At 64.8% G+C, this 23,583-nt stretch carries 25 protein-coding genes; 15 read left to right on the top strand and 10 right to left on the bottom strand.

The features are described 5' to 3' along the window. The 4 genes from I6F36_RS05685 to flaF form a co-directional block, all read left to right on the top strand. On the top strand, positions 1-895 hold an 895-nt coding region (locus I6F36_RS05685), incomplete at its 5' end, for a flagellin (RefSeq protein ID WP_275945360.1). A gap of 329 nt (positions 896-1,224) precedes the next feature. Next, on the top strand, positions 1,225-3,504 hold the full coding sequence (locus I6F36_RS05680; protein ID WP_225171077.1) for a DUF1522 domain-containing protein: 2,280 nt from the start codon (positions 1,225-1,227) through the stop codon (positions 3,502-3,504). A 217-nt stretch (positions 3,505-3,721) separates the two neighbouring features. After that, entirely contained in the window at positions 3,722-6,016 is a 2,295-nt protein-coding gene (locus tag I6F36_RS05675) for a DUF1522 domain-containing protein (protein ID WP_036027928.1), read from the top strand. 294 nt (positions 6,017-6,310) lie between these two features. Beyond that, the gene (flaF, locus tag I6F36_RS05670; RefSeq protein WP_018642830.1) at positions 6,311-6,679 is read left to right on the top strand and encodes a flagellar biosynthesis regulator FlaF; all 369 of its coding nucleotides are present in this window, start codon (positions 6,311-6,313) and stop codon (positions 6,677-6,679) included. Between the two features lie 157 nt (positions 6,680-6,836). Here the strand turns inward: flaF and I6F36_RS05665 are convergent, their stop codons facing one another. The 4 genes from I6F36_RS05665 to I6F36_RS05650 all read right to left on the bottom strand — a co-directional run bounded on the left by I6F36_RS05665 (position 6,837) and on the right by I6F36_RS05650 (position 9,356). Next, positions 6,837-7,196, bottom strand: coding sequence for a hypothetical protein (locus I6F36_RS05665; protein ID WP_036027927.1), 360 nt, complete (start codon positions 7,194-7,196; stop codon positions 6,837-6,839). 158 nt (positions 7,197-7,354) lie between these two features. Continuing rightward, a complete protein-coding gene (locus I6F36_RS05660) occupies positions 7,355-7,852 on the bottom strand; it encodes a hypothetical protein (protein WP_036013118.1) in 498 nt (165 codons plus the stop codon). Positions 7,853-7,863: 11 nt separating this feature from the next. Then, on the bottom strand, positions 7,864-8,232 hold the full coding sequence (gene flgJ / locus I6F36_RS05655; RefSeq protein ID WP_036013115.1) for a flagellar assembly peptidoglycan hydrolase FlgJ: 369 nt from the start codon (positions 8,230-8,232) through the stop codon (positions 7,864-7,866). Beyond that, positions 8,232-9,356 carry a flagellar basal body P-ring protein FlgI gene (locus I6F36_RS05650; protein ID WP_036027924.1) on the bottom strand — a complete coding sequence of 375 codons (1,125 nt, stop codon included), beginning with the start codon at positions 9,354-9,356 and terminating at the stop codon, positions 8,232-8,234. Before I6F36_RS05650 ends, flgJ begins: the two co-directional genes overlap by 1 nt. A gap of 283 nt (positions 9,357-9,639) precedes the next feature. On the opposite strand from I6F36_RS05650, the gene I6F36_RS05645 reads away from it, so the two are divergent. Further along, entirely contained in the window at positions 9,640-10,053 is a 414-nt protein-coding gene (locus tag I6F36_RS05645; protein WP_036027923.1) for a flagellar assembly protein FliX, read from the top strand. 12 nt (positions 10,054-10,065) lie between these two features. On the opposite strand, the gene I6F36_RS05640 is transcribed toward I6F36_RS05645, so the two are convergent. Further along, positions 10,066-10,437 carry a helix-turn-helix domain-containing protein gene (locus I6F36_RS05640; RefSeq protein WP_025037390.1) on the bottom strand — a complete coding sequence of 124 codons (372 nt, stop codon included), beginning with the start codon at positions 10,435-10,437 and terminating at the stop codon, positions 10,066-10,068. A gap of 163 nt (positions 10,438-10,600) precedes the next feature. On the opposite strand from I6F36_RS05640, the gene I6F36_RS05635 reads away from it, so the two are divergent. From I6F36_RS05635 to I6F36_RS05615, 5 genes are all read left to right on the top strand, one after another. Next, the gene (locus I6F36_RS05635) at positions 10,601-11,212 is read left to right on the top strand and encodes an NAD(P)-dependent oxidoreductase (RefSeq protein ID WP_225132778.1); all 612 of its coding nucleotides are present in this window, start codon (positions 10,601-10,603) and stop codon (positions 11,210-11,212) included. 217 nt (positions 11,213-11,429) lie between these two features. Then, entirely contained in the window at positions 11,430-11,795 is a 366-nt protein-coding gene (dksA, locus tag I6F36_RS05630) for an RNA polymerase-binding protein DksA (protein WP_085966600.1), read from the top strand. A 479-nt stretch (positions 11,796-12,274) separates the two neighbouring features. Further along, complete coding sequence (locus I6F36_RS05625) at positions 12,275-13,303, top strand: aldehyde reductase (protein WP_225171076.1); 1,029 nt, start codon at positions 12,275-12,277, stop codon at positions 13,301-13,303. 83 nt (positions 13,304-13,386) lie between these two features. Beyond that, positions 13,387-14,166: a 2-keto-4-pentenoate hydratase gene (locus I6F36_RS05620; RefSeq protein ID WP_225171075.1), complete on the top strand. Its 780-nt coding sequence runs from the start codon at positions 13,387-13,389 to the stop codon at positions 14,164-14,166. Between the two features lie 514 nt (positions 14,167-14,680). Next, positions 14,681-15,847, top strand: a complete 1,167-nt coding sequence (locus tag I6F36_RS05615; protein ID WP_225171074.1) for a PcfJ domain-containing protein — start codon at positions 14,681-14,683, stop codon at positions 15,845-15,847. A 134-nt stretch (positions 15,848-15,981) separates the two neighbouring features. Here I6F36_RS05615 and flgH read toward each other — a convergent pair whose 3' ends face one another. Genes flgH through flgF form a run of 4 tightly spaced genes read right to left on the bottom strand, consistent with a single transcriptional unit; the run spans position 15,982 to position 19,458 of the window. Further along, complete coding sequence (gene flgH, locus I6F36_RS05610) at positions 15,982-16,746, bottom strand: flagellar basal body L-ring protein FlgH (protein ID WP_025037386.1); 765 nt, start codon at positions 16,744-16,746, stop codon at positions 15,982-15,984. A gap of 4 nt (positions 16,747-16,750) precedes the next feature. Continuing rightward, positions 16,751-17,881, bottom strand: a complete 1,131-nt coding sequence (flgA, locus tag I6F36_RS05605; protein WP_225132775.1) for a flagellar basal body P-ring formation chaperone FlgA — start codon at positions 17,879-17,881, stop codon at positions 16,751-16,753. A 10-nt stretch (positions 17,882-17,891) separates the two neighbouring features. Then, on the bottom strand, positions 17,892-18,680 hold the full coding sequence (gene flgG / locus I6F36_RS05600) for a flagellar basal-body rod protein FlgG (RefSeq protein ID WP_036013098.1): 789 nt from the start codon (positions 18,678-18,680) through the stop codon (positions 17,892-17,894). Between the two features lie 16 nt (positions 18,681-18,696). Continuing rightward, entirely contained in the window at positions 18,697-19,458 is a 762-nt protein-coding gene (gene flgF / locus I6F36_RS05595) for a flagellar basal-body rod protein FlgF (RefSeq protein WP_225171073.1), read from the bottom strand. Between the two features lie 383 nt (positions 19,459-19,841). Here flgF and fliL point away from each other — a divergent pair, with 383 nt between their 5' ends. From fliL to I6F36_RS05575, 4 genes are read left to right on the top strand one after another with little or no spacing between them, the layout of a single operon-like run. Continuing rightward, positions 19,842-20,339, top strand: a complete 498-nt coding sequence (fliL, locus tag I6F36_RS05590; protein WP_036013096.1) for a flagellar basal body-associated protein FliL — start codon at positions 19,842-19,844, stop codon at positions 20,337-20,339. A gap of 19 nt (positions 20,340-20,358) precedes the next feature. Beyond that, the gene (fliM, locus tag I6F36_RS05585) at positions 20,359-21,561 is read left to right on the top strand and encodes a flagellar motor switch protein FliM (protein WP_036027916.1); all 1,203 of its coding nucleotides are present in this window, start codon (positions 20,359-20,361) and stop codon (positions 21,559-21,561) included. After that, positions 21,558-22,004 (top strand): DUF6468 domain-containing protein, encoded by a 447-nt coding sequence (locus I6F36_RS05580; RefSeq protein WP_225171072.1) that lies wholly within the window; start codon positions 21,558-21,560, stop codon positions 22,002-22,004. The genes fliM and I6F36_RS05580 overlap by 4 nt, the downstream gene beginning before the upstream one ends. 9 nt (positions 22,005-22,013) lie before the next feature. After that, a complete protein-coding gene (locus tag I6F36_RS05575) occupies positions 22,014-22,775 on the top strand; it encodes a MotE family protein (protein ID WP_036013086.1) in 762 nt (253 codons plus the stop codon). A gap of 81 nt (positions 22,776-22,856) precedes the next feature. Here I6F36_RS05575 and I6F36_RS05570 read toward each other — a convergent pair whose 3' ends face one another. Further along, positions 22,857-23,096, bottom strand: coding sequence for a hypothetical protein (locus I6F36_RS05570; protein WP_036013084.1), 240 nt, complete (start codon positions 23,094-23,096; stop codon positions 22,857-22,859). A 278-nt stretch (positions 23,097-23,374) separates the two neighbouring features. Here I6F36_RS05570 and I6F36_RS05565 point away from each other — a divergent pair, with 278 nt between their 5' ends. After that, entirely contained in the window at positions 23,375-23,572 is a 198-nt protein-coding gene (locus I6F36_RS05565) for a hypothetical protein (protein WP_074448248.1), read from the top strand. Positions 23,573-23,583 lie beyond the last annotated feature (11 nt).

The following is a 23,583-nucleotide window of genomic DNA, read 5'->3' as shown; positions in this document are numbered from 1 at the left end:
CACGGGCAACGCGCTGAACGCGCTCGGCCTTGCCGGCAACACCGGAACGGCGACCGCCTTCACCGCGGCGCGCACCTCCGGCATCGGCGGCATCAGCGGCAAGACCTTGACCTTCACCTCCTTCAACAGCGGCACGGCGGTCAACGTCACCTTCGGCGACGGCACCAACGGCACGGTCAAGACGCTCGATCAGCTCAACACCAAGCTGCAGGCCAACAACCTGTCGGCGACGATCGACGCCAACGGGCTGCTGACGATCTCGACCACCAACGACTACGCGTCCTCGACCATCGGTTCGAGCGCCGCGGGTGGTGCGATCGGCGGCACGCTGACCTCGTCGCTGACGTTCTCGACGGCTTCCAGCCCCGTCGCGGATACGGTTGCCCAGACCTCGCGTGCGAACCTGGTGTCTCAGTTCAACAACATCCTGAACCAGATCGACTCGACCGCGCAGGACTCCTCGTTCAACGGCGTCAACCTCTTGAACGGCGACCAGCTCAAGCTGGTGTTCGACGAGACTGCAAAGTCGAGCCTCAGCATCACCGGCGTGACCTACAATTCCAAGGGTCTGGGCCTCGCCTCGCTGACCAGCGGTGTCGACTTCATCGATAACGCTGCCACCAACAAGGTGCTGACCAACCTCAACGCCGCCTCGAGCACGCTCCGCTCGCAGGCCTCGAGCCTCGGCTCGAACCTGACGATTGTGCAGGTCCGTCAGGACTTCAACAAGAACCTGATCAACGTGCTGCAGACCGGCTCGTCCAACCTCACCTTGGCCGACACCAACGTCGAGGCGGCCAACAGCCAGGCGCTGTCGACCCGACAGTCGATCGCGGTCTCCGCGCTGTCGCTGGCCAACCAGTCGCAGCAGAGCGTGCTGCAGCTGCTCCGCTAAGTCGCGGACGACATCGCAAGACGATTACGGCGGCGGGGCTTCGGCCCCGCCGCTTTCTTTTTGCGCACTGTTCGGAGATTTCGAGAGAGCAGGCGCCGCTCGAAAAAGTAACCAGCGGTTATGGTTAATGGATCGTAGTCGCCAGGAATTGCCAATGATTTCAGATGGATTGCGCGCCGTGCGCGCACGGTCCGCCCGCTTATGGTGAACCGGCGCTTATGCGGGCTTCATGCGTTTCACCCTTTGTTAGCCATGTCACGGCACGCTGGCCCCGTCACTCGATCCGGAAGCGATCGAACGAAGACGCGTAAGCCAGAAGGGTAAGAGTCATGTCCGGTATTGTTCTCTCTGCGTCGGTTCGTCAGAACCTCCTGTCTCTCCAGTCCACCGCCGATCTTCTCGCCACCACACAGAACCGTCTGTCGACCGGCAAGAGCGTCAACTCGGCCCTGGACAATCCCACCAACTTCTTCACGGCCCAGTCGCTCGACAACCGCGCCAGCGACATCAACAACCTGCTCGACGGCATCGCCAACGGCGTGCAGGTGCTGCAGGCTGCCAACACCGGCCTGACCTCGCTGCAGAAGCTGATCGACAGCGCCAAGTCGATTGCCAACCAGGCGCTGCAGACCACGGTCGGCTATTCCACCAAGTCGAACGTTTCGACCACGATCGCCGGTGCGACGGCGGCGGACCTGCGCGGCACGACTTCGTTCGCCAGCGCGACGGCGAGCAGCAACGTGCTGTATAACGGCACCGCCGGCGGCACCACGGCGGCGAACGGCACCAGCACGCTCGGCGCCACCATCGGCGTCTTCGCCAGCACGGGCGCAACGGCCGGTGACGGCACCACGGCGCTGGGCGGCACCATGACCCTGATCGCCACCAACGGCACGACCGCGACCGGCCTCGCCGGCAACGCCCAGCCTGCCGACGGCGACACGCTGACCGTGAACGGCAAGACCATCACCTTCCGCAGCGGCTCGGCTCCGGGCGCGTCCTCCGTTCCGGCCGGCTCGGGCGTCAGCGGCAACATCGTCACCGACGGCAACGGCAACAGCACCGTCTATCTCGGCACCGCCGGCACTCCGGCCGCGACCGTCAACGACCTGTTGAGCGCGATCGATCTCGCCAGCGGCGTCAAGACGGTCTCGATCAGTTCGGGTGCGGCGACGATCGCCACGAGCAACGGCCAGACCGCTTCGACCGTCGCTGCGGGCGCCGTCACGCTGAGGAGCTCGACAGGCGCGGATCTGAGCGTCACCGGCAAGGCCGACCTGCTCAAGGCTCTCGCCCTGACGACGTCGACAGGTGCAGGCAATGCCACTGTCAACGTCAACCGGACCACGAGCGCGGCCTCGCTGGGTGCGACGATCACCGACGGTTCGACGCTGAACGTCAACGGTCACGTCATCACCTTCAAGAACGCGCCGGTTCCGGGCTCGACCGGTGCTCCCAGCGTTCCGAGCGGCTTCGGTGTCAACGGCAACGTCGTCACCGACGGCAACGGCAACTCGACCGTCTATCTGCAGGCCGGTACGGTCAACGACGTGCTGAAGGCGATCGACCTCGCCACCGGCGTGCAGACCGCGACCATCAGCGCCGCCGGCGTTGCCACGCTTGCGACGGCCACCGGCCAGTCCAACTCGACGATCAATACGTCCGGTCAGCTCAAGATCTCGACCGGCGTCAACGCTGATCTGTCGATCACCGGCACCGGCAATGCGCTGAACGTGTTCGGCCTCGCCGGCAACACCGGTAATGCGACCGCGTTCACCGCGGCACGCACCTCCGGTATCGGCGGCATCGCCGGCAAGACCCTGACCTTCACCTCCTTCAACGGCGGGACGGCGGTCAACGTCACCTTCGGCGACGGCACCAACGGGACGGTCAAGACGCTCGATCAGCTCAACACCAAGCTGCAGGCCAACAATCTGGCTGCGACGATCGACGCCAACGGCCTGCTGACGATCACCGCGTCCAACGACTATGCATCCTCGACGCTGGGTTCGACGGCTGCCGGCGGTGCGATCGGCGGCACGCTCACCTCGGCCCTGACCTTCTCGACCGCTTCCACGCCCGTCCAGGATGGCGTTGCCCAGACGGCGCGTGCCAATCTGGTGACTCAGTTCAACAATATCCTCAACCAGATCGACACCACCGCGCAGGACTCCTCGTTCAACGGCGTCAACCTCTTGAACGGCGACCAGCTCAAGCTGGTGTTCGACGAGACCGCCAAGTCGAGCCTGAACATCACGGGCGTGACCTACAATTCCAAGGGTCTCGGCCTCGCCTCGCTGACGGTCGGCGTCGACTTCATCGACAACGCCGCCGCCAACCGGGTGCTGACCAACCTCAACGCCGCCTCGAGCACGCTCCGCTCGCAGGCCTCGAGCCTCGGCTCGAACCTCTCGGTGGTGCAGATCCGTCAGGACTTCAACAAGAACCTGATCAACGTGCTGCAGACCGGCTCGTCCAACCTGACCTTGGCCGACACCAACGTCGAGGCGGCCAACAGCCAGGCACTGTCGACCCGGCAGTCGATCGCGGTCTCGGCGCTGTCGCTGGCCAACACGTCGCAGCAGAGCGTGCTGCAGCTGCTCCGCTAACAAGCGGCTGAAATCACTGACTAAAATCGAGCGGCGGGGCCTTGGCCCCGCTTTTTCTTTGCGTCCGGGGGCGGGCAGGGGCGTTCATCGGCGGTTAACCCTATCCCTTAAACCGCCGTTAACCATACTTTAAAGGACACCTCCTAAAACTGGACAAAAGGCCGGCTTTCCAGTCCGCGCGGCCGATTCGTATCCGGTTCAAGAGGAAGACTCGCCAATGTCCAACATCGTTCTCTCGGCGTCAGTTCGCCAGAACCTGTTGTCGCTGCAGTCGACGGCCGACTTGCTGGCCACGACGCAGGAGCGGCTGTCGACCGGCAAGAAGGTCAACACGGCGCTCGACAATCCCACCAACTTCTTCACGGCGCAGGGGCTGGACAACCGGGCGAGCGACATCAGCAACCTGCTCGACGGCATCAATAACGGCGTCCAGGTGTTGCAGGCCGCCAACACAGGCATCACCTCGCTGCAGAAACTGATCGACAGCGCCAAGTCGATCGCCAACCAGGCGCTGCAGACCACGGTCGGCTATTCCACCAAGTCGAACGTCTCCACCACGATTCCCGGCGCGACCCCGGCCGACCTGCGCGGCACGACCTCCTATGCGAGTGCGACCGCGAAGAGCAACGTGCTCTATACCGGCGCGGCCGGCGGCGTGACCCCGGTCACGGGAACTGCCGCACTCGGCGCCTCGCTCGGCTCGACCGCCGGCACCTTCACCGGCACGGCCGCGCTCGCCGCCGACGGCACCACCGCGCTGTCCGGCACGGCGACGCTGGTCGGCACCACGGCATCGACCACCTTCGGCACGCCGCCCGCGGACGGCGACACCATCACGGTGAACGGCAAGACCATCACGTTCCGCACCGGCGCTGCTCCGAGCGCCCAGCCGACCGGCTGGGGCCTCGACGCCAGCGGGCACATCGCCACCGATGGCAACGGCAATTCAATCATTTATCAGGGAACGGCGGCCGCGCCCCTTGCGACCGTCAACGACGTCCTCACCGCCATCGACCTCGCCAGCGGCGTCAAGACCGCAACTATCAGCGCAGGCGCGGCGACATTCGCGGTCAGCGGCTCGGCCGGCCCTGTCGGCACGCTTCAGGTAGCATCGTCCATATCGGGTGGTGGCGCGGTGACGCTGAAGAGTTCGACCGGCGCCGATCTCAGCGTGACCGGAAAGGCAGACTTCCTCAAGGCGCTCGGCCTGACCTCTGCGACCGGCGCGGGCAATGCCAACGTGACCGCGAACCGCTCGACGACCGCGGGTTCGCTCGGCACCCTGGTCCAGGACGGCTCGACGCTGAACATCGGCGGCAAGACCATCACCTTCAAGAACGCGCAGACGCCGCAATCGACAGCGAGCGTGGCCACCGGCTATGGCGTCAGCGGCAACGTCGTCACAGACGGCAACGGTAACTCGACGGTCTACATCCAGAGCGCGACGCTGACCGATCTGCTTAACGCGGTCGACCTCGCCACCGGCGTCAAGACCGCCAGCATCTTCAACGGCGCGGCAACCATCTCGACCACCGCGGGCCAGATCCCGTCGTCGGTCAACAGCAGCGGTCAGCTTGCGCTCTCGACCGGCATCAATGCCGACCTGTCGATCACCGGCACCGGCAATGCGCTCAGCGCCTTCGGCCTCAGCGGCAACACGGGAACGGCGACGGCCTTCACCGCGGCGCGCACTTCGGGCGTCGGCGGCATCAGCGGCAAGACCCTGACCTTCACCTCCTTCAACGGCGGCACGCCTGTCAACGTCACCTTCGGCGACGGCACCAACGGCACCGTCAAGACGCTTGACCAACTCAACGCGCAGCTTCAGGCCAATCACCTGACGGCCACGATCGATGCCAACGGCGTGCTCACGGTGACCACCGTCAATGAATACGCCTCTTCGACGCTCGGCTCGACGATCGCGGGCGGCGCGGTCGGCGGCACGATCACCGGCGTTCTCGCCTTCACCACCGCGCAGCCGCCGGTCCAGGATCCCGTGGCGCAGACCGCGCGTTCCAACCTGGTCAACCAGTTCAACAACATTCTGGCCCAGATCGACACGACCTCGCAGGACTCCTCCTTCAACGGCGTCAACCTGCTCAATGGCGACACGCTGAAGCTGGTCTTCAACGAGACCGGCAGCTCCACGCTGAGCATCAACGGCGTGGTGTTCAATGCGGCGGGCCTCGGTCTCAGCAATCTCGTCAACGGCGTCGATTTCATCGACAACGGTGCCACCAACAGGGTGCTGGCCAGCCTGAACGCGGCCTCGAGCACGTTGCGTTCGCAAGGCTCCACGCTCGGTTCGAACCTGTCGATCGTGCAGGTGCGTCAGGACTTCTCCAAGAACCTGATCAACGTGCTGCAGACCGGCTCAGCCAACCTGACGCTTGCCGACACCAATGAGGAAGCGGCGAACAGCCAGGCGCTGTCGACGCGCCAGTCGATCGCGGTCTCCGCGCTGTCGCTGGCCAACCAGTCGCAACAGAGCGTGCTGCAACTGCTCCGCTAATTCCGCAGCGCAACTTCGCTATTCGAGATGACGCGGCGGAGCTGATGCTCCGCCGTTCTTTTGAGGAAGATCGCTAAGACGAGATTAGCCGAGATCGACGCGCATCACGCCAGGCGAGTTTACATCGTGCGTGCGTAGATCTAGCGTTGCGCTGACGAAGGACTCCGTGCCCCGTAATTCTGCGGAGTACTTCCAAGCACGATACGTAAGCAAATCTTAAGCGGTGCTGCCTAGGGTTGGGAAAGAAATCCTTAAGCGCGTACAACGCGCTAGGTAACCTCCAGGGTGTGATTGATGTCGAATTCCGCTGCCTCGGCTTATGCGCGTGTTGCAACCACCACCGCATCTCCTCGCGACATCGAGGCGCAGACTCTGCTCAAGGCCGCCAACAAGCTCCAGGACGCGGTGAACAACGCCGATCCGCTCAGCGAGCAGACCATGCAGGCCCTGATGTTCAACCGCAAGCTCTGGACCATCTTCCTGAGCGAGGCGATGCGCGACAGCAATCCGCAGCCGATCGACGTCCGGCAGAAGATCGCCAACATCAGCGTGTTCGTGTTGAGCCAGACCGCCGCGCTGCAGATGAGCCCGCAGTTCGATCACTTCCGTCCGCTGATCGAGATCAACCGCAATATCGCGGCAGGGCTGTCCGGACGGCCGTGACGGAATTCGTGATGGTCGCATCACGAGCACATCGGCGAAACTCGCAATTTAGGCAGGAGCTGATCGCGGCCAGTGGTCTTGCCTCGGCACGCGAACTCCGCGCTGACCGATGACGGCCAGACGCAGAGCAGAAACATCGGCATCGATCGCGTGATCGTTAGGCGCTGAGATCCGTGCTGAGCGGACGCGAGGGCTCGGACTTCATGTCCAGTGCGTGGAAATAGGCACGCCGGCGGAGCATCGCCTCGTCAGGGAACTGGTTCACCACCGTGTCGGTCTTGTCGTTGACGACCTGAAAGACGAAGGACGCGGCCGCCTGGTCGAACACGACCTGGCGCGAGATGTTCTCGTGGTTCGGCAAATCATTGCGCACCGGCGCGCTCGTATCGCTCGCGGCGACCGTTTGCCTCACCGGAAGATCAGTTTGCACAGCCTCGTTCGCCGCCGAATTCGACGTCGGTACGATCTGCACGGGGGCCGGGATCCCCACCGGCCTGATGCTGAAATCTGTACTCATGGCAGCCTCCTGGTTGCCTTACGTGAGTCAAATCCCAACCCCTCTAGTCACGCAAGCATGGAACACCAGGACTGAACACCCGGTAAGGAAACGTGCCTAACCGCGCGACGCCATCGCCGCGCGGTTTTTCTTAAAATTGTCGGTTGTTCTCGCGCTGCTCAGAGCGAGCGGCTGACCGCAAGCGGCGTGATATGGCGCGGACCTGGCGCTGCGCTGCGCCCGGCGGCGGTATAGGTGTTCGGCACGTTGCGCTTCTGGATCTCGGCGTTGACGCCGCGCACGACGCTTTCGGAAACCGCGTGCGCGGTCGCGAGCACGGTGAGATTGACCTGGAGCATCGCGCGGAACGCATCGTGGTGGCGATGCAGCGTCGAGAGGAGCTCCGGCGCGGACTTCGCGAGCTGGTCCTGGTTTGCCTTCAGCTGGCCGACTGCGCTGACGTAGCTGCGCGACAATTCCTGCTTCTTGCCCTCGAGCGTCATCGCCTCGCGGACCTTGCCGGCGCGGACGAGCTCTGTCTCGCGCTCGATCAATCCGAGCAGGGCGCTCATCGCGTCCATTAGGCCTTCGGCGAGCTTGCGCGCCTCGCTGCTGACGGGCGCGCTGCCCGGGCGCTGGGCCTGCATCGGCTGACGTGAGGCGTTGAAATGGTTCATCTCGTTTGACCTTATGCCGTGCGGATCGTTTTCGCCTGCTGCAGGATGAGGGTACGGTAGACGTCGCTGGCGATGCCGACGCCGCCGGCCTGGGCGAAGTTCTTGGAATATTGCTCGGTCAGCATCGAGCGCCATACGCCGGTGCCGGGCGTGTCGCCGAACGGGCCTTCGCCTTTCAGGCCCGAGGTCATCTGCGCGAACATGCTGTTGAGGAACATTGCCTCGAAGTCGGTGGCGGTCTTCTGGGCCTTGGCCTGTTGCTGCGGCGAGACCTTTTGCAGCGCCGCGGCGAGCTCGAAGTCCGGCCGGCCGTTCCGGCTCTCGACCGAGAAGGCCGAACTGGTGGCGAGGCGCGGGGTGTTGATCGCGCTGGTCTGCATCACATCACCTCGATGTCGGCTTCGATGGCGCCGGCGGCCTTGATCGCCTGGAGGATGCTGATCATGTCGCGGGGGCCGATGCCGAGGCCGTTGAGGCCGTCGACGAGCTGCTGGAGCGAGACGCCGTCCTTGACGAGCGCCAGTTTCTTGCCGTCCTCGGTGACGGTGACGCTGCTGCGCGGCGCGACCACGGTGCGGCCGCGTGACAGCGGATTGGGCTGGCTCACTTGCGGGCTCTCGGAGATGGTGACCGTGAGGTTGCCCTGCGCCACCGCGACGGTGGCGACGCGGACGTCGCGGCCCATCACGATGATGCCGCTGCGTTCGTCGATGACGATCTTGGCGGCGAGATCAGGGTCGACCTGGAGCTGCTCGATCTCGGTGAGGAAAGCGACGACGTTGCCCTTGAACTCGGGCGGGATCGACAGCTGCACCGTCGAGGGATCGATCGGCTCGGCGGTCTTGACGCCGAGATAGTCGTTGATTGCCGCCGCGATGCGCTTGGCGGTGGTGAAGTCGGGATTGCGCAGCGCCAGGCGGACGTTCGGCAGCCGGTTGAGCGCGAACTCGATCTCGCGCTCGATGATGGCGCCGTTGGCGATGCGTCCTACCGTCGGCACGCCGCGCACGATCTTGGCGGCCTCGCCCTCGGCCTGGAAGCCGGAGATCGCGAGCGAGCCCTGCGCCACCGCATAGACGTTGCCGTCGGCGCCGAGCAGGGGGGTGACCAGCAGTGTGCCGCCCTGGAGATTCTTGGCGTCGCCGAGCGCGGACACGGTGACGTCCATGCGCGTGCCCTGGGTGGCGAAGGCCGGCAGGTTGCCCGTGACCATGACGGCGGCGACGTTGCCGGTGCGGATGGTGGCGCCGCGGATATTGACGCCCATGCGCTCGAGCATCGCCTGCAGCGACTGCTTGGTGAAGGGGATGTTGTTGAGCGTGTCGCCGGTGCCGTTGAGGCCGACGACGAGGCCATAACCGATGAGCTGGTTCTGCCGCACGCCCTCGATATTGGCGAGGTCCTTGATGCGCGAGGTCGCCGCCGCCGAGGTGACCGACAGCGCCAGCGCCGACAGCGCGGCGCAGGCCAACCCAACAATCCTCACCCAACGAACGCCTGGCATCTCTGCTCCCCAAGGCCCCTAGAAAAGGCTCCTCAAATCGGACAGGACTTGCACGACACTCCCATGACGAGCTGGTCCGGCGCTTTCCTTGCGAGCGCTGTGCCAACGCCTGGTGGCGAGCTAGGTGGCTGAATAGCTTGAATAAATCTGTTGCGTCCGCTGTCAGCACTCGTTCGCCCTGGGGAGCGAAACTGCCGCCTGTCGGCAGATTTTGCCGGGCCGTTTACGCACCGTTAACCATAAGACAGCGAAGGTGAGGCATCGATCACCCGGATTCTTTCCGATGCGCATCTACGGACCGAACGGTACGACGCTTGGCACGCCGGCCAGCCAGGCCAAGCGGACGGGCTCCGGCAGTTTCGTGCTGCCCGACACCTCATCTGCGCAGGAGACGCGGAGCGCTGCCGCACCGAAGGCGGCCGCCAACATCGATGCGCTGCTAGCGTTGCAGGGTGTCGAGGAGGATCCGGTCGAGCGCCGCAAGCGCTCGGTCGCCCGCGGCAGGACTGCGCTCGACGTGCTCGACGATCTCAAGATGGGCCTGTTGTCCGGCAATCTCGACGCCTCGACCGTGATGCGGCTGCGTGATGCGGCGGCCCACCTGAAATCGTCCTCAGGCGATGCCGGTCTCGATGCGGTGCTCTCCGAGATCGAGCTGCGGGTCGAGGTCGAACTGGCGAAGGCCGGGCAGGCGTAGTCACGGAGGCTCTTACGCCGCTTCCTCCTTCAACTGCGCATCATAGCGGCGCTGGGCGGCGAGCACGTCTTTCAGATTTTGCTCGGCCCAATCGCGTAAGGGATCCACAGCCGCCGCCAGTGTCAGGCCGAGCTGGGTGATCGAATATTCCACCGTCACTGGCACGGTCGCGATGGCGCGGCGCCTGATCAGGCCGTCGCGTTCGAGCGACTTGAGCACCTGGCTCAGCATCTTCTGCGAGATGCCTTCAATCGTGCGGCGCAATTGATTGAAGCGCATCGGCTCCTCGCGCAGGAGCAAGAGGATCAGCACCGCCCATTTGTCGCCGACGCGATCGAGGATTTGGCGGGTGGGGCAGTTCGCTGCGTAGACGTCGGGTTTCATCGTCGGTTCTCGGAAATCCATACCGTTGCTTGGCATCCGCGTGCCGGTTGTACGCGATCAGTTACCTCAGCGTAATCAGGTAAGCACAAAGTGCTCTCTTAACACCAGCATTCTTTGCGATATCTAGTCTCTGTCAGTTACCATAGAAGCAAAGGAGCCTTCCATGAAAATCGCAGTCGCCGGTGCCTCGGGCCGGGCGGGGTCGGAGATCACCAGGGAACTGTCCCGCCGCGGCCACACGGTCACGGCCATCGCCCGGAACCCGGAAAAGATTGCGGCCCTGCCGAACGTCACGCCAACCAAGGGGGATGTGCTCGACCAGGCGGGCCTCGCCAAGCTGTGGGCCGGTCACGACGTCGCCGTGAGTACCGTGCACTTCCTGGCCAGTGATCCGCTCAAGCTGATCGGTGCGGCGAAGGACTCCAAGGTCGGTCGCTACCTCGTGGTGGGCGGCGCCGGGAGCCTCGAGGTTGCCCCGGGCGTGAAGCTGGTCACGACTCCCAATTTTCCGGCCCAATACAAGGCCGAAGCGGAGGCGGGCTCGGCCTTCCTGGACCTGCTGCGGCAGGAAAAGGACCTGAACTGGACCTTCATCTCGCCCTCGGCGCTGTTCGAGGAGGGGGAGCGCACCGGCAAGTTCCGGCTCGGGACCGACCAGCTTCTCGCAGATGCGAACGGCAAGAGCTGGATCACCTTCGCCGACTACGCCATTGCGCTCGCCGACGAGATCGAAAAGCCGGCCCACCTGAAGCAGCGCTTCACGGTCGGCTATTAAGGGCGGCCAGCTGCCTCCAAGCCCTCAAGGATAAACCTTCCTGTGCAAGGGCTTGGGGGCGCGGATCGGGCGGTGAGGGAAATATTGTCTGTCACGGGAGGCCACTATATAAGGCCCGGCTCAACGGACCCCGGTCCGTCCGCGAGTCGTTGCTTAAGAAGATAGGCCTCCCTTGGAAAAGTTGAAAAACTACCGACCGACCGACAAAGAGCCTTTCATGAACGACCGGCAGAAGGAGTACTTCCGTTTGAAGCTCCTCGCCTGGAAGGATGAGATCCTCAAAGAATCCAAGCTCACCCTGCAGGCTCTGCAGGAGGAGAACGTGAACCACCCCGATCTCGCCGATCGGGCCTCGTCCGAAACCGACCGTGCCATCGAACTCCGCGCCCGCGACCGCCAGCGCAAATTGATCGCCAAGATCGATGCCGCGCTCCAGCGTATCGAGGACAACACCTACGGCTATTGCGAGGAAACCGGCGAGCCGATCTCGTTGAAGCGGCTCGAGGCCCGGCCCATCGCGACGCTCTCGGTGGAAGCGCAGGAGCGCCACGAGAAACGCGAGAAGGTCTATCGCGACGAATAAGGTCCGAGCCGCAGAGATGCGGCTCTTTGTTTTTGGACGCAGGGCGCCATTTCGCGCCATGCTCCGCATATTGCCCACAGCTTGCCGTCGCGCCCACCATGGCGACAGCGCGATCGCGAAAAGTGAATCGCGATCAACGGGCTAGACCGGATTGCTCCGAGCTCACGTGAGTTCGGATGAGAAACAGCCTTCACTTCAGGTGCGGGAGATTTTGCGAGTCGCATCAACGAGATCGACTCTGAAGTTGAGACGCTGATCCAGCTGCATCAAGCATCGCTGCAATCAGGCCTGCTGCGACGTCCCAAGCCGGGTATCCCCATTAAGCCTGGGCCAGCTCAATATTTCCTTAAAAGCTCGAGCTCGCGCAGCTGCGTGGTCAGCATGTGCTGGGTGATGCCGCCGATCGACGCAAGGCGCTGAAACGAACCGCGCCGTTCATCAGCGCAAACAGGATCTCCAGTTTGAGGGGAATGCGGGTCATGAGCACTGTTCTGGTCACCGGCGGGTCGGGCTTCGTCGGCATCCATGTCGTCCTGCAACTTCTGGCCGCCGGCCATGCCGTGCGGACGACGGTGCGACGGCCGGAGCGCCGGGCCGATGTGCTCGCCATGCTGCGCGAGGGCGGGGCGGCGACGCCCGAGAGCGTGGCCTTCGTCACCGCCGATCTGACCCGGGACGACGGCTGGGAGGCGGCGGTCGCGGGCTGCGACTACGTTCTCCACGTGGCGTCCCCGCTCTCGACCACCGTCCCGACGGACGAGAACGAGATGATCATCCCCGCCCGCGACGGAACGATCCGGGTGCTCCGGGCCGCGCGCGCGGCCGGTGTCAAGAGAGTCGTCATCACCTCGTCGCTGGGCGCGATCGGCTATGGCCATCCGCCGCGCGACAAGCCGTTCGATGAGACCGAATGGACCAATCTCGCCGGTGTCGACGGCCAACCCTACGTCAAGTCCAAGACGCTGGCCGAGCGGGCGGCTTGGGATTTCGTCGCGGGCGAGGGGAATGGGCTGGAGCTGTCGGTGATCAACCCCGCCGGCATTTTCGGGCCCGTGCTGGGGCCGGACTTTTCCGGCTCGATCGAGATCGTCAGATCGCTGCTCGACGGCGCCATGCCGGCCGTGCCGCGGGTCTATTTCGGCGTGGTCGACGTCCGCGACGTCGCCGAGCTGCACCTGCGGGCGATGACTGCGCCGGAGGCGAAGGGCGAGCGTTTCATCGCGGTCTCCGGCGAGACGATGTCGATCCTCGACATCGCCCGCGTGCTGCGGCGGGAACTCGGGCCGCGGGCGCGCCGGGTTCCGCGGCTCCAGGCGCCGGACTGGCTGGGGCGGCTGGCCGCGCGCCGGATTCCGCTGCTGCGTGCGGTCGTGCCGATGCTCGGAATGATCAGGCATTCCACCAGCGCCAAGGCCAAGTCGCTGCTCGGCTGGCAGGCCCGCTCCAACGAGGAGGCGATCCTTGCGACCGCCGAGAGCCTGATCCGGCTCGGCCTCGTCAAGGGGTGAGGGCATGCCGCCCGCGCTTGTCAGGCCGGAGCGGGGATGCTGAAGTGCCGCCCTGCGACTGCGTAGCGTGGGAGGCGGCGCCGATGGACAAGATTCTCGAAGCCGCACAGGCGATCGCGCTGGCGCGTCGCAACCACGCCCCGCTCGCGGCGCTGGAGCGGCCCCCTGCGGACGAAGCCGAGGGCTATCAGATCCAGCGCACCCTGCACGATCTGCTGCTGCCGCATGTCGGTCCGCTCGTCGGCTACAAGATCGGCTGCACCAGCCAGGTGATGCAGGACTATATCGGCATCCCGCACCCTTGCGGCGGCGGCGTGTTCCAGAAGGGCGTCCATGACAGCGGCGCCAAGCTCGCCGCCTCCAATTATGTCCGGGTCGGGGTCGAATGCGAGATCGCGGTGCGGCTGAAGCGGGACCTTGCCGCCGGCGAAGCGCCCTTCACGGCCGAATGGGTCGGCGAGGCGGTCGAGTCCTATCACCCCGCGATCGAGATCGTCGACGATCGCTACGTGAAATGGGAGACGATGGGCGCGCCGACCCTGATCGCCGACGATTTCTTCGCCGCCGGCTGCGTGCTGGGCCCATCGGTCCCGCGCTCGTCGGTGCCGGACCTCAAGGCGGTCAAGGGCCGCGCCATCGTCAACGGCGAGGAGGTCAGCCACGGCACCGGCGCCGACGTGCTCGGCCATCCCCATAACGCACTCGCCTGGCTGGCCAACCATCTCGCCGCCGAAGGCAAGGGGCTGCACGCCGGGCAGCTCGTGCTCACCGGCAGCCTGGTGAAGACGCTGTGGCTGAAGGCCGGCGACAAGGTGCGGATGGAGCTGGACGGGCTCGGCGTGGTGGAGGCGGAGTTTACGTGAGGGGTATTGGTCATTGGTCCTGTCCGCAGTCATTCCCCGCGAAGGCGGGGAATCCAGTACGCCGCGCAGAATCGATTTAACCACTGACGTCTCGGAATACTGGATCGTCCGCCTTCGCGGACGATGACGGGGCACACGCTTCTGCCTTCATTTTTCTGTCGTTGCGAGGAGCCCTCGCGACGAAGCAATCCAGTCTGTCTCCGTTGAGGGATTCTGGATTGCTTCCGCCTTCGCCAAGGCTTCGGTGGACAAGTCGCTGCGCTCGCAATGGCGGAGTGTGCTGTCGCGGCGTTGCAATAATGTCGCGGACCTGCCTCGCAGTACGCAGCTTCTGACACATCCCGACAAAGGCATCTTGCGCCCGCCGGCAATCGGGTCTATGAGCCCCGTCCCATTCAACCTGCGCGTTCAAAATTGAGGAGACCAGCCGTGAGTACTTTGTGGCGATCGACACATTCCGTGCCGACGCTCTCAGTGCGTCCGGCTGACAGTCATCCAATCATGTTGAACGACAATGGCACAGTCATTGATTCAGCGCCGGCGGGAGGCCGAGCGCGCGCGGGTTGAAGCCTACGAGCTGTCGCTGCGGCATGTGTCGCAGCGGACGCGTCCTCCACCGGATTTCGAGAACGCGATCAAAGAGGCCAGGCGTGGCTTCGAGGCGAACGTCCTTCGCGATGCTTCGGCATGGAAGCCGCAGCTGAAAACTCGCGACGCGGCGCGTCTTCGTCTTGGCGCCGCCCGCTATCTCTTTGCGCGCTATCCTGTCGCTGAGCATCTGGAGCAGATCTGGATCGACAGCGCGGGACTGAGCCGCGACGAGATCATGTTGCGCAAGCGATGGTATGTCGTGGCGGCCGGCGGCGGTTCGCTCTACGCTGCCGGTGCGGCCGAATGGCTGTCTCGCAAGGAGGTCCATGCCTTCCTCAATCCGTTGGGGAAGGTCGGCTTCGAGGCTGCGATCTGGCAGGCGATTGCGCGTTCCTATGCGACCGATCCCGCTGTTGCGATGCGGATCGCGCGCACCAGGATCACGCAGACGCAGCGCGCTGAGCATCGCTTCTGGCGTAAGGTGGTGCGTTTCTTCTGCGCGCATGCCACCACGGTCGAGGACATGGATGACTTCCATGGCTACCTCGCCGATTGCCACCGGCGTGATCCAGAGTACACCCTCAAGGGGCGTTCACTGATCTCGCTTGGGCGGCAGATGCGCGAATGGCATCGCGATCTCGATGCGATTGCTCGTATCGAGGCCGCACGCCGTCGCGCCGAGGCGGCGCGAAACCGTGCGCGGGGGCTGGCAGCAGGCCCCGAGCAGAGCGAGGACCGTTGGCCCGGTGCAGCGATCGCGGACTGGTCATGGACCAAGTCGTCCAAGGACCGCGCCAAGCGCGAAGAATATGTCGTGGTCCAGTTGCGGACCGCAGCCGATCTCGTGGCTGAGACGCGGGGCATGCGTCACTGCGTCGCCACTTACGCGACAAAGTGCATTGCCGGGCATGCCTCGATCTGGTCGCTCCGTCGCCGTGCCTCGGGTGACGTCCAGCGGCTGCTGACCATCGAGCTTGATACCCGTTCCAGGGCGGTTCAGGTTCGCGGGTTTGCGAACCGTCCGCCGTTTGCCGAGGAGTGCAAGATCCTCCAGCGATGGGCGCAAGCACGCGGGATCATGCTGCTGTGAGAGAAGCCTGCGCCGCTTCGGCGGCGCAGGCAAAATACATGCGGCCCTCGCCAGGGGAGCTAGCGAGGGCCGCGTAGTACATCGTCGTTCGCGCCTTTAGTTCGCGAGCACGATGTGGGAGCTCTTGAAGGCGCTTAGAAGGGCAGCAGCACGTCCATGACCTGCTGGCCGTAGCGCGGCTGCTGCACGTCGGTGATCTGGCCGCGGCCGCCATAGGCGATGCGGGCCTGGGCGATCTTGGTGGAGTCGATGGTGTTGTCGCTCTGGATGTCTTCGGGGCGGACGATGCCGGCGACGATCAGCTCGCGAATTTCGAAGTTGACGCGGATCTCCTGCTTGCCTTCGACCACCAAATTGCCGTTCGGCAGCACCTGGGTCACCACCGCGGCGACGTTGGTCTGCAAAGCTTCCTTGCGGTCGACGCTGCCCTTGCCCTCGCTCGAGGAGGTCGAGTCGGCGGTCAGAATGCGGCCGGGGAGGATCTTGTTGGCCTGAGTGATCGTCTGGGAGCCGATGAAGTCCGTGATCCCGGAATCTTCCTTGTTGCTGCGGCTGCGCGAGGTGTCGTTCTCGATGTTGGCCTTGTCGGTGATGTTCACGGCCACCGTCAGGAGATCGCCGACCTGGCGGGCGCGCTGGTCCTTGAAGAAGGCGCGGCTGCCGTTGCGCCACAGCGAGTTCGGATTGTAGGAGGCGACCTCGGGCTTCGGCATGGGCATCTGCACCGGCTTGTAGCCGGGCTGCGTCGTCGGGTTGTCGATCGCCGACAGCTTCGGCTGCTCGCCGATCTGCGACAGGCGGTCGATCGAGGAGCAGCCGCTCGCCAATGCGCAAGTCGCCAGCAGCAGGGCAGAGATCGCGATGCGACGAAGGCGGGAGGCCGAACTGAACGTGGACATGAATCTACTCTGACTTGGCTGGAGCTTGCGAGAGGCGAACTTGCGGAATCTGGGCTTGGGCGATCTCGGCTGCGGACGCGGGTGCCTGGACCAGGCTCTGCGCCAGGGCAGCGGCCGCCGGCACGGGGTCGCGCTTGACCGACGAGGTCTGCTCGACCGCCGGTGCCATCGGTGCGGACTGGCTGGCGCCCTGCACCGTGATCTGGCCGCGGCCGGTCACGATGCCGGTCAGCGTGCGCTTGGAGTGCAGATTGAGCACGCTGACGGTATCGCCCTCGGCGCCGCTCTCGATCGCCTTGCCGCGCGTGGTGAGATAAAGGCCGGGCACCTGGTAGATGATGGTGACCGCCTGGTCGCGCACCACGAAGTCGGGCCTGACGAGGTCGGCTGCGCGGATCGGCGTGCCCGCGCGCATTGCTCGGCGCAGCTGCATGCCGATGCTGCGGTCGCGCGAGGCAGGCTCGCCGGTGACCTCGGCCTTCGGCCGGCGCTCCAACGACAGGTCGGAAGATTTCAGAAGCTCGGCGCGGTCGATGTCGCGGGTCAGCACGGCGACCTCCACCGTCTCGATCGCGGTGCCGGTGAAGCGCAGCTTGGTCGGCGCGGCATTGCCGTCGTTGGCAATCTCGAAGGCGATGTCGAAACGGCCGCTGCGGGCATCATAGCGGGTTGCGACCGGCTGCAGCGCGCCGCTGTTGGAGGCGTCCAGCCGCATCTCGGCGACGCTGCGGTCGAACGTGATGGTGATGTTGGCGGCGTCTCCGAGGCCGAAGCGGCGCTCGAGCGCCGCGGCGACGGCGTTCTCGATATCCTTGCTCGCGAGCGTGCGGGCGAGGCGGGTGACCTGGACCTCCTTGATGTCCCCGGTCATGACGCCGATCACCTGTTTGGCCCGCAGCACCGACAGCACCTGGCCGACCGTCAGCGTGCCGGTGGTGCCGAGATCGGGCGAGCGGTAGACCGGGATCAGCGCGGCCGATCCGGCGTTGTCGATGAGATCGCCGATCCGCACCACGTCCGAGGTCACGGTGACGCTCGCGCGCAGCGTCGGCGCGGCGATGAAATCGTTGGCGGCCGCTGCCGGCAAGGCCAGCGCGAGAAGGATGGAGATGGCGGCGAGGGTGGCGCGGATCATCGTCATCACCTCAGCGGAACAGCGCCGTGGTCGATTGCATCATCTGGTCGGCGGCGCTGATCACCTTGGCGTTCATCTCGTAGGCGCGCTGGGCGGCGATCAGGTCGCTCATCTCCGAGACGACGTCGACATTGGCCTGCTCCAGGCTGCCTTGCGTGAGCTTGCCGTAGCCTTCGGTGTTCGCGGTGCCGTCCTGCGGCGCGCCGGACGAGGGCGTCTCGGTGAACTGGTTGTTGCCGACCGGCTGCAGGCCCGCCTTGTTGATGAAGCGCGTGACGCCGATCTGGCCGACGATCGAGGAGGTGGTTGAGCCCGGCAACGTCACCGAGACCTGGCCCTGCTCGCTCACGGAGATGCCCGAGGCGTTGTTGGGAATGGTGATGGTGGGCTGCACCGGATTGCCCTGCGCGGTGACGACGCGGCCCTGATTGTCCATCTGGAAGGTGCCGTCGCGGGTGTACTGGAAGGTGCCGTCGGGCATCAGGATCTTGAAGAAGCCCTCGCCCGAGATGGCGAGGTCGAGGTCGTTGCCGGTCTGCGACAGCGTGCCTTGCGTCATGCTGCGCGGCGTGCCGACGGTCTTGACGCCGCCGCCGATGTCGACGCCGACCGGCAGGATGGTGCCCTGGTCCGACGACTGGGCGCCGACGCGGCGGACGTGCTCGTAGATCAGGTCTTGGAACGCCGCCGTCTGCTTCTTGAAGCCGGTGGTGCGGAGGTTGGCGATGTTGTTGGAGATCACCTGAACGTTGAGTTCCTGTGCCGCCATTCCGGTCGCTGCGGTGTGAAGCGCCTGCATCTCAGTTCTCCTTCAATCAGGCCGGAGCGTCGGCGAGCTTCTCGATCGCCGATTTGTGGAGGTCGCTCTGCTGCTGCAGCAGGTTGGCGACCGCGGCGTAGCTGCGCATCACCTCGACCATGCGGGTCATCTCGCCGACCGCATTCACGTTCGACTTCTCGACATAGCCCTGCTGCAGGGCGGACTTGGTGTCGGGCTGCTGGTTCGCCGAGCCAGCGGCATAGAGATTGGCGCCGAGCTTGGTCAGCTTGGCCGGATCGTCGAACGACACCATGCGGATCTTGCCGCGGATCGAGTCGGTTCGCGCCGTGCCCTCGAGCACCGTGACGGTGCCGTCGGGCGCGACGTTGATGTCGTGGTCGGTCGGCTGAAACGTGATCGGGCCGGCATTGCCGAGCACGAGATTGCCGTCGGCGGTGACGAGCTGGCCGGTGCTATTGAGCGAGAACTTGCCGTCGCGGGTATAGAACTCGCCGCCGTTGGCCTGCACCGCGAAATAGGCGCCGCCGTTAATCGCCATGTCGAGCGGATTGTTGGTCGGCTCCAGCGGCCCCTGGCTGATGTTGCGGAAGGTGCCGCGGTCCTGGACATAGGAGACCCGGCGGTCGCGGCCGATGAAATTGTCCTCACGCGCGTTCGAGTTCAGATATTCCTCGAACAGCGAATGATCGGACTTGAAGCCGTTGGTGTTGGCATTGGCGACGTTGTTGGCGATGACATCCATCTGCCGTTCCAACGTCATCTGCCGTGACAAGCCGATCAGACGCGCGTTCTGCATCGGAAATCTCCCCTGAGCGGATCTGCCATTTCGCTCTCCCAAGCGCCTTGGCGGACCCCGTGACCGAGACCGTCGGGCTCTCCCAAGCCGTGCGGTCTCGGGCCTGTCTCAGCGAAAGCCGTGCCAATCAGGAAAATCACGTAACTTCAATGTGTTGGCGACTTTCGAGGGGCGCGAGCAGGCGGCAGAAAGGTTCTGTTAGCCATGTTTGCCCGGCAGATTTTTCCTAGCGGCGGCCCAATCGAAAGATTCCGTTAACCATTATTGCCGTAGCGTTTGCGCATCAGAGGAGCGCATTGCGCTGGGGCATTCGTATCGCGTCATTGTCTGCCAGGAGGCTTCGCTCTTTCGACCCCTTTGAGAGATGAACGGGCGCGGCAACCATGGCAGAGAACGAGGAAGGCGGCGCAGCCGCCGAGGGCGCGGAAGCCGCTCCGCCGAAGAACAAGCTCAAGCTCATCATCATGGTCGTCGGCGCGCTCGCCGTGCTCGGCGGCGGTGCTGCGACCTGGTTCTTCTTCTTCCGTCATAGCGGCGATGAGCATCATGCCGAGGCCGCGCCGCCGCCGAAGCCGCCGGCCTTCGTCGACGTTCCCGACCTGATGGTCAACCTCGCCGGTTCGCCCGGCGAGCGCGTGCAATATCTGCGGTTGAAGATCGTGCTGGAGCTGAAGGAAGAGAAGCAGATCGAGGCGATCAAGCCGACGATGCCGCGCGTCACCGACATCTTCCAGACCTATGTGCGCGAGCTGCGCCCGTCCGACCTCAACGGTTCGGCCGGCATCTTCCGCCTCAAGGAGGAGCTGACCAAGCGCGTCAACGCGGCGGTCGCCCCGATCCAGGTCAGCGCCGTGCTGTTCAAGGAAGTCGTGGTCCAGTGAGCATGACGGACTAGGGATCATGGCGGGCAACGACCAAGTCGACCAGGATGCAATTGCCGCCCAGTGGGAGGCCTCGCTCGATAGCGAGGATCCCGCCGAGGCGGCAAAGGCTGCCGCCGAGAACGAGCTATCGGAGACGATGGCCCTGCAATGGGCCGCCATGGTCGAGGACGGCAGCCGCGATCTCGGCACCGGCAAGAATTCCGGCGAGCGGGTGTTGTCCCAGGAGGAGATCGACAATCTCCTCGGCTTCACCGTCGGTGACGTCACGCTCGACGACCATTCCGGCATTCGCGCGATCATCGATTCGGCGATGGTCTCCTACGAGCGCCTGCCGATGCTCGAAATCGTCTTCGACCGCCTGGTGCGGTTGATGACGACCTCCTTGCGCAATTTCACCTCCGACAACGTCGAAGTCTCGCTCGACCGCATCACCTCGGTGCGCTTCGGCGATTACATGAACTCGATCCCGCTGCCCGCCGTCCTCACCGTCTTCAAGGCCGAGGAGTGGGAGAACTTCGGCATGGCGACGGTCGATTCCAACCTGATCTATTCGATGATCGACGTGCTGCTCGGCGGCCGCCGCGGCACCAGCCAGCTGCGCATCGAGGGCCGGCCCTACACCACGATCGAGACCGAGCTGGTCAAGCGGCTGGTCGAGGTGGTGCTGGCCGACGCCGAGCAGGCGTTCCGGCCGCTGTCGCCGGTGACCTTCTCGATCGACCGGCTCGAGACCAATCCGCGTTTCGCCGCGATCAGCCGTCCCGCCAACGCCGCGATCCTGGTGCGCCTGCGCATCGACATGGAAGACCGCGGCGGCAACATCGAGCTGCTGCTGCCTTACGCGACCATCGAGCCGATCCGGGGCGTCCTGCTCCAGATGTTCATGGGCGAAAAGTTCGGCCGCGACCCGGTCTGGGAGGGCCACTTCGCCACCGAGATCGTGCAGGCCGAGATCGCCGTCGACGCCGTGCTCTACGAGGCCGACATTCCGCTCAAGCAGCTGATGCGGCTCAAGGTGGGCGACACGCTGCCGCTCGACATGCGCGCCGACGCCAACGTCACCGTGCGTTGCGGCGACGTCACGCTGACCGAGGGGCGGATGGGCCGGGTCGGCGACCGCGTCGCGATCCGTGTGACGAAACCCTTGCGCAAGCCAAGTACGACACTTGCGATGTTCGAGAAGGTGGACGAGCAGAACAAGATGATGGAGGCCCCATGAACCACTCCCTGGGAATGGCGATCGAGACGTTGGTGGCTATCCTGCTGATGCTGACGATCGTCTACTGCTTCACGCTCAACAAGCGCTTGAGGCGGCTGAAGGCGGACGAGCATTCGCTGAAGGCCGTCATCGCCGAGCTGATCACCGCGACCGAGATCGCCGAGCGCGCGATCGGCGGGCTGAAGCTCGCCGTGCGCGACGTCAACGAGAACCTCGGCAGCCAGCTCGCCGCCGCGACGCAGATGTCGGATCAGCTCTACAAGCAGCTCGGCGAGGCCGACAACGTGGTGCGGCGCCTGTCCAAGATCGCGATCGCCGCGCGTCCCGTCACCAATCCGGAGACGGTCGCCGCGCCCGCGCCCATGCCGTCGTCCGCGAAGGCGGTGGCGGCGGCCGCCGAAGCCTTCTCCGAGCGCCGACGATCCAACGGCCTTGCCGCATGAAGCCTGGGTATGAAGTCATTTCGTAATATCCGCGTCATTCCCGTCGTCCTGGTCGCCGTTGCCGGCCTCGCCACGCTGAAGGTGGCGGGCCTTGCGATCAACGGCGGCTATGTCTTCGACTACAAGCCGAACCAGGGCAAGAAATCCTGGGCGGAAGAGAACCTGAATTTCCCGACCGGCCGCGAGGATCCCGACATCACCGGCTCGACCCCTGCGCCGAAGGAAGCACCTAAGCCGGCAGCGCCCGAGACCAAGATGGAGGGTGGCACCGTCGTCAAGATCGACGAGGGGCAGCCGCAGGTCTCGGCCGCGGAGCGCGCGATCCTGGAACGGTTGCAGGCGCGGCGTCAGGAGATCGAGGCGCGCCAGCGCGAGATCGACATCCGCGAAAGCCTGCTCAAGTCGGCCGAGAAGCGCATCGAGACCAAGGTCGAGGAGATGAAGGCGGTGGAAACCCGCATCTCCGCGACCCAGGCCGAGCAAAAGGCCGCCGAAGCCCAGCGCATGAAGGGCCTCGTGACCATGTACGAGGGCATGAAGCCCAAGGATGCCGCGCGGGTGTTCGACCGGCTCGAAATGGGCGTGCTGATCGAGATCGCCTCGGCGATCGCGCCGCGCAAGATGTCGGACATCCTGGGTCTGATGTCATCGGAAGCCGCCGAGCGGCTGACCGTCGAGATGGCCCGCCGCGCCAATGGCGGCGGCGATCAGTCCGCCTCGGCCGGCGAATTGCCCAAGATCGACGGCAAGCCGACGCAAAAGCCGAATTGAGGGCTCGAGGAGAAGCGCGCTTTCAATCCGCGCGCTGTCGCGCGGTCGTTCGACTGAAGCCCAGCGAAATGCCTCGTGCGCCTAATTCGCGAAGGCCTGTTGCACCCTGCGAACAGGCGGGCGCAACTGCTGCTCCATCTGGGCGAGGATATTGACCTGCTGCTTGATCAGCGCCGCCTTTGAGACGCGGGTCACGAGCTGCAGGGTGCTGTGGCAACAGGCGCATTCATATGTCTTCAGGGCATATCCTCTGGCAATCGGGACGATCGCGACGACCGCTCTTGCTCTGCTACACACAATGCAACCGGCTTCTCCGCTCATTGATTACCCCCAGAGCTAACCAATGCGATTTGCATCGCCGAGATTCACATCTGATTCAGAGTCGCGCGCGAACCGCAACGAGCCGAAGGTTGTGAGTGCGCGCGCTCAGCAACCCGTCAAGGTGGAAATCAGAATCCCGTGGCGGATGCAGCCGGGGCAGGCGGCATCCTCCGGGACTGCGATGACTTGACGCGCGCAGGTGTGAAGTGGCGTACAGTGGTGCTCAAGGCGCCGTCCTACGCTTCGGTCATTCGCAGTCGGCAGCGCAGGAGGAGGCCATGAACTACTCGTCCGCAGCAGAACGCGTCATCGAGGCCGTCAACCGGATGCTCATAGCGGCGATGACATCCGCATGGACATCCGCGCTAAGCCATCAGCATGCTGCGCCGCCGGATGGCGAGGCGGGCAACGATGATCAATCTTCTCTTGGCGAAGAGAGCTCCTCGGCGCCCGATGGCGCCGGGACGCAACACTGAAGAGCCCATTG

The sequence above is a fragment of the Bradyrhizobium sp. BRP19 genome (assembly GCF_020194195.1).
GTDB lineage: Bacteria > Pseudomonadota > Alphaproteobacteria > Rhizobiales > Xanthobacteraceae > Bradyrhizobium > Bradyrhizobium yuanmingense.
Note: the sequence above shows the minus strand (reverse complement) of the source record. Positions and strands in the feature narration are given on the sequence as shown.

Bases quoted from the DNA above. Each gene is read 5' to 3' on its own strand.
- I6F36_RS05665 (WP_036027927.1), bottom strand. From the start codon at position 7,196: ATGAGTACAGATTTCAGCATCAGGCCGGTGGGGATCCCGGCCCCCGTG.
- flaF (WP_018642830.1), top strand. From the start codon at position 6,311: ATGTCGAATTCCGCTGCCTCGGCTTATGCGCGTGTTGCAACCACCACC.
- I6F36_RS05620 (WP_225171075.1), top strand. From the start codon at position 13,387: ATGGACAAGATTCTCGAAGCCGCACAGGCGATCGCGCTGGCGCGTCGC.
- I6F36_RS05575 (WP_036013086.1), top strand. From the start codon at position 22,014: ATGAAGTCATTTCGTAATATCCGCGTCATTCCCGTCGTCCTGGTCGCC.
- I6F36_RS05660 (WP_036013118.1), bottom strand. From the start codon at position 7,852: ATGAACCATTTCAACGCCTCACGTCAGCCGATGCAGGCCCAGCGCCCG.
- flgJ (WP_036013115.1), bottom strand. From the start codon at position 8,232: ATGCAGACCAGCGCGATCAACACCCCGCGCCTCGCCACCAGTTCGGCC.
- I6F36_RS05615 (WP_225171074.1), top strand. From the start codon at position 14,681: ATGGCACAGTCATTGATTCAGCGCCGGCGGGAGGCCGAGCGCGCGCGG.
- fliL (WP_036013096.1), top strand. From the start codon at position 19,842: ATGGCAGAGAACGAGGAAGGCGGCGCAGCCGCCGAGGGCGCGGAAGCC.
- flgG (WP_036013098.1), bottom strand. From the start codon at position 18,680: ATGCAGGCGCTTCACACCGCAGCGACCGGAATGGCGGCACAGGAACTC.
- I6F36_RS05675 (WP_036027928.1), top strand. From the start codon at position 3,722: ATGTCCAACATCGTTCTCTCGGCGTCAGTTCGCCAGAACCTGTTGTCG.
- dksA (WP_085966600.1), top strand. From the start codon at position 11,430: ATGAACGACCGGCAGAAGGAGTACTTCCGTTTGAAGCTCCTCGCCTGG.
- I6F36_RS05580 (WP_225171072.1), top strand. From the start codon at position 21,558: ATGAACCACTCCCTGGGAATGGCGATCGAGACGTTGGTGGCTATCCTG.
- fliM (WP_036027916.1), top strand. From the start codon at position 20,359: ATGGCGGGCAACGACCAAGTCGACCAGGATGCAATTGCCGCCCAGTGG.
- I6F36_RS05640 (WP_025037390.1), bottom strand. From the start codon at position 10,437: ATGAAACCCGACGTCTACGCAGCGAACTGCCCCACCCGCCAAATCCTC.
- flgF (WP_225171073.1), bottom strand. From the start codon at position 19,458: ATGCAGAACGCGCGTCTGATCGGCTTGTCACGGCAGATGACGTTGGAA.
- I6F36_RS05635 (WP_225132778.1), top strand. From the start codon at position 10,601: ATGAAAATCGCAGTCGCCGGTGCCTCGGGCCGGGCGGGGTCGGAGATC.
- I6F36_RS05570 (WP_036013084.1), bottom strand. From the start codon at position 23,096: ATGAGCGGAGAAGCCGGTTGCATTGTGTGTAGCAGAGCAAGAGCGGTC.
- flgH (WP_025037386.1), bottom strand. From the start codon at position 16,746: ATGTCCACGTTCAGTTCGGCCTCCCGCCTTCGTCGCATCGCGATCTCT.
- I6F36_RS05645 (WP_036027923.1), top strand. From the start codon at position 9,640: ATGCGCATCTACGGACCGAACGGTACGACGCTTGGCACGCCGGCCAGC.
- I6F36_RS05650 (WP_036027924.1), bottom strand. From the start codon at position 9,356: ATGCCAGGCGTTCGTTGGGTGAGGATTGTTGGGTTGGCCTGCGCCGCG.
- I6F36_RS05680 (WP_225171077.1), top strand. From the start codon at position 1,225: ATGTCCGGTATTGTTCTCTCTGCGTCGGTTCGTCAGAACCTCCTGTCT.
- I6F36_RS05565 (WP_074448248.1), top strand. From the start codon at position 23,375: ATGAACTACTCGTCCGCAGCAGAACGCGTCATCGAGGCCGTCAACCGG.
- I6F36_RS05625 (WP_225171076.1), top strand. From the start codon at position 12,275: ATGAGCACTGTTCTGGTCACCGGCGGGTCGGGCTTCGTCGGCATCCAT.
- flgA (WP_225132775.1), bottom strand. From the start codon at position 17,881: ATGATCCGCGCCACCCTCGCCGCCATCTCCATCCTTCTCGCGCTGGCC.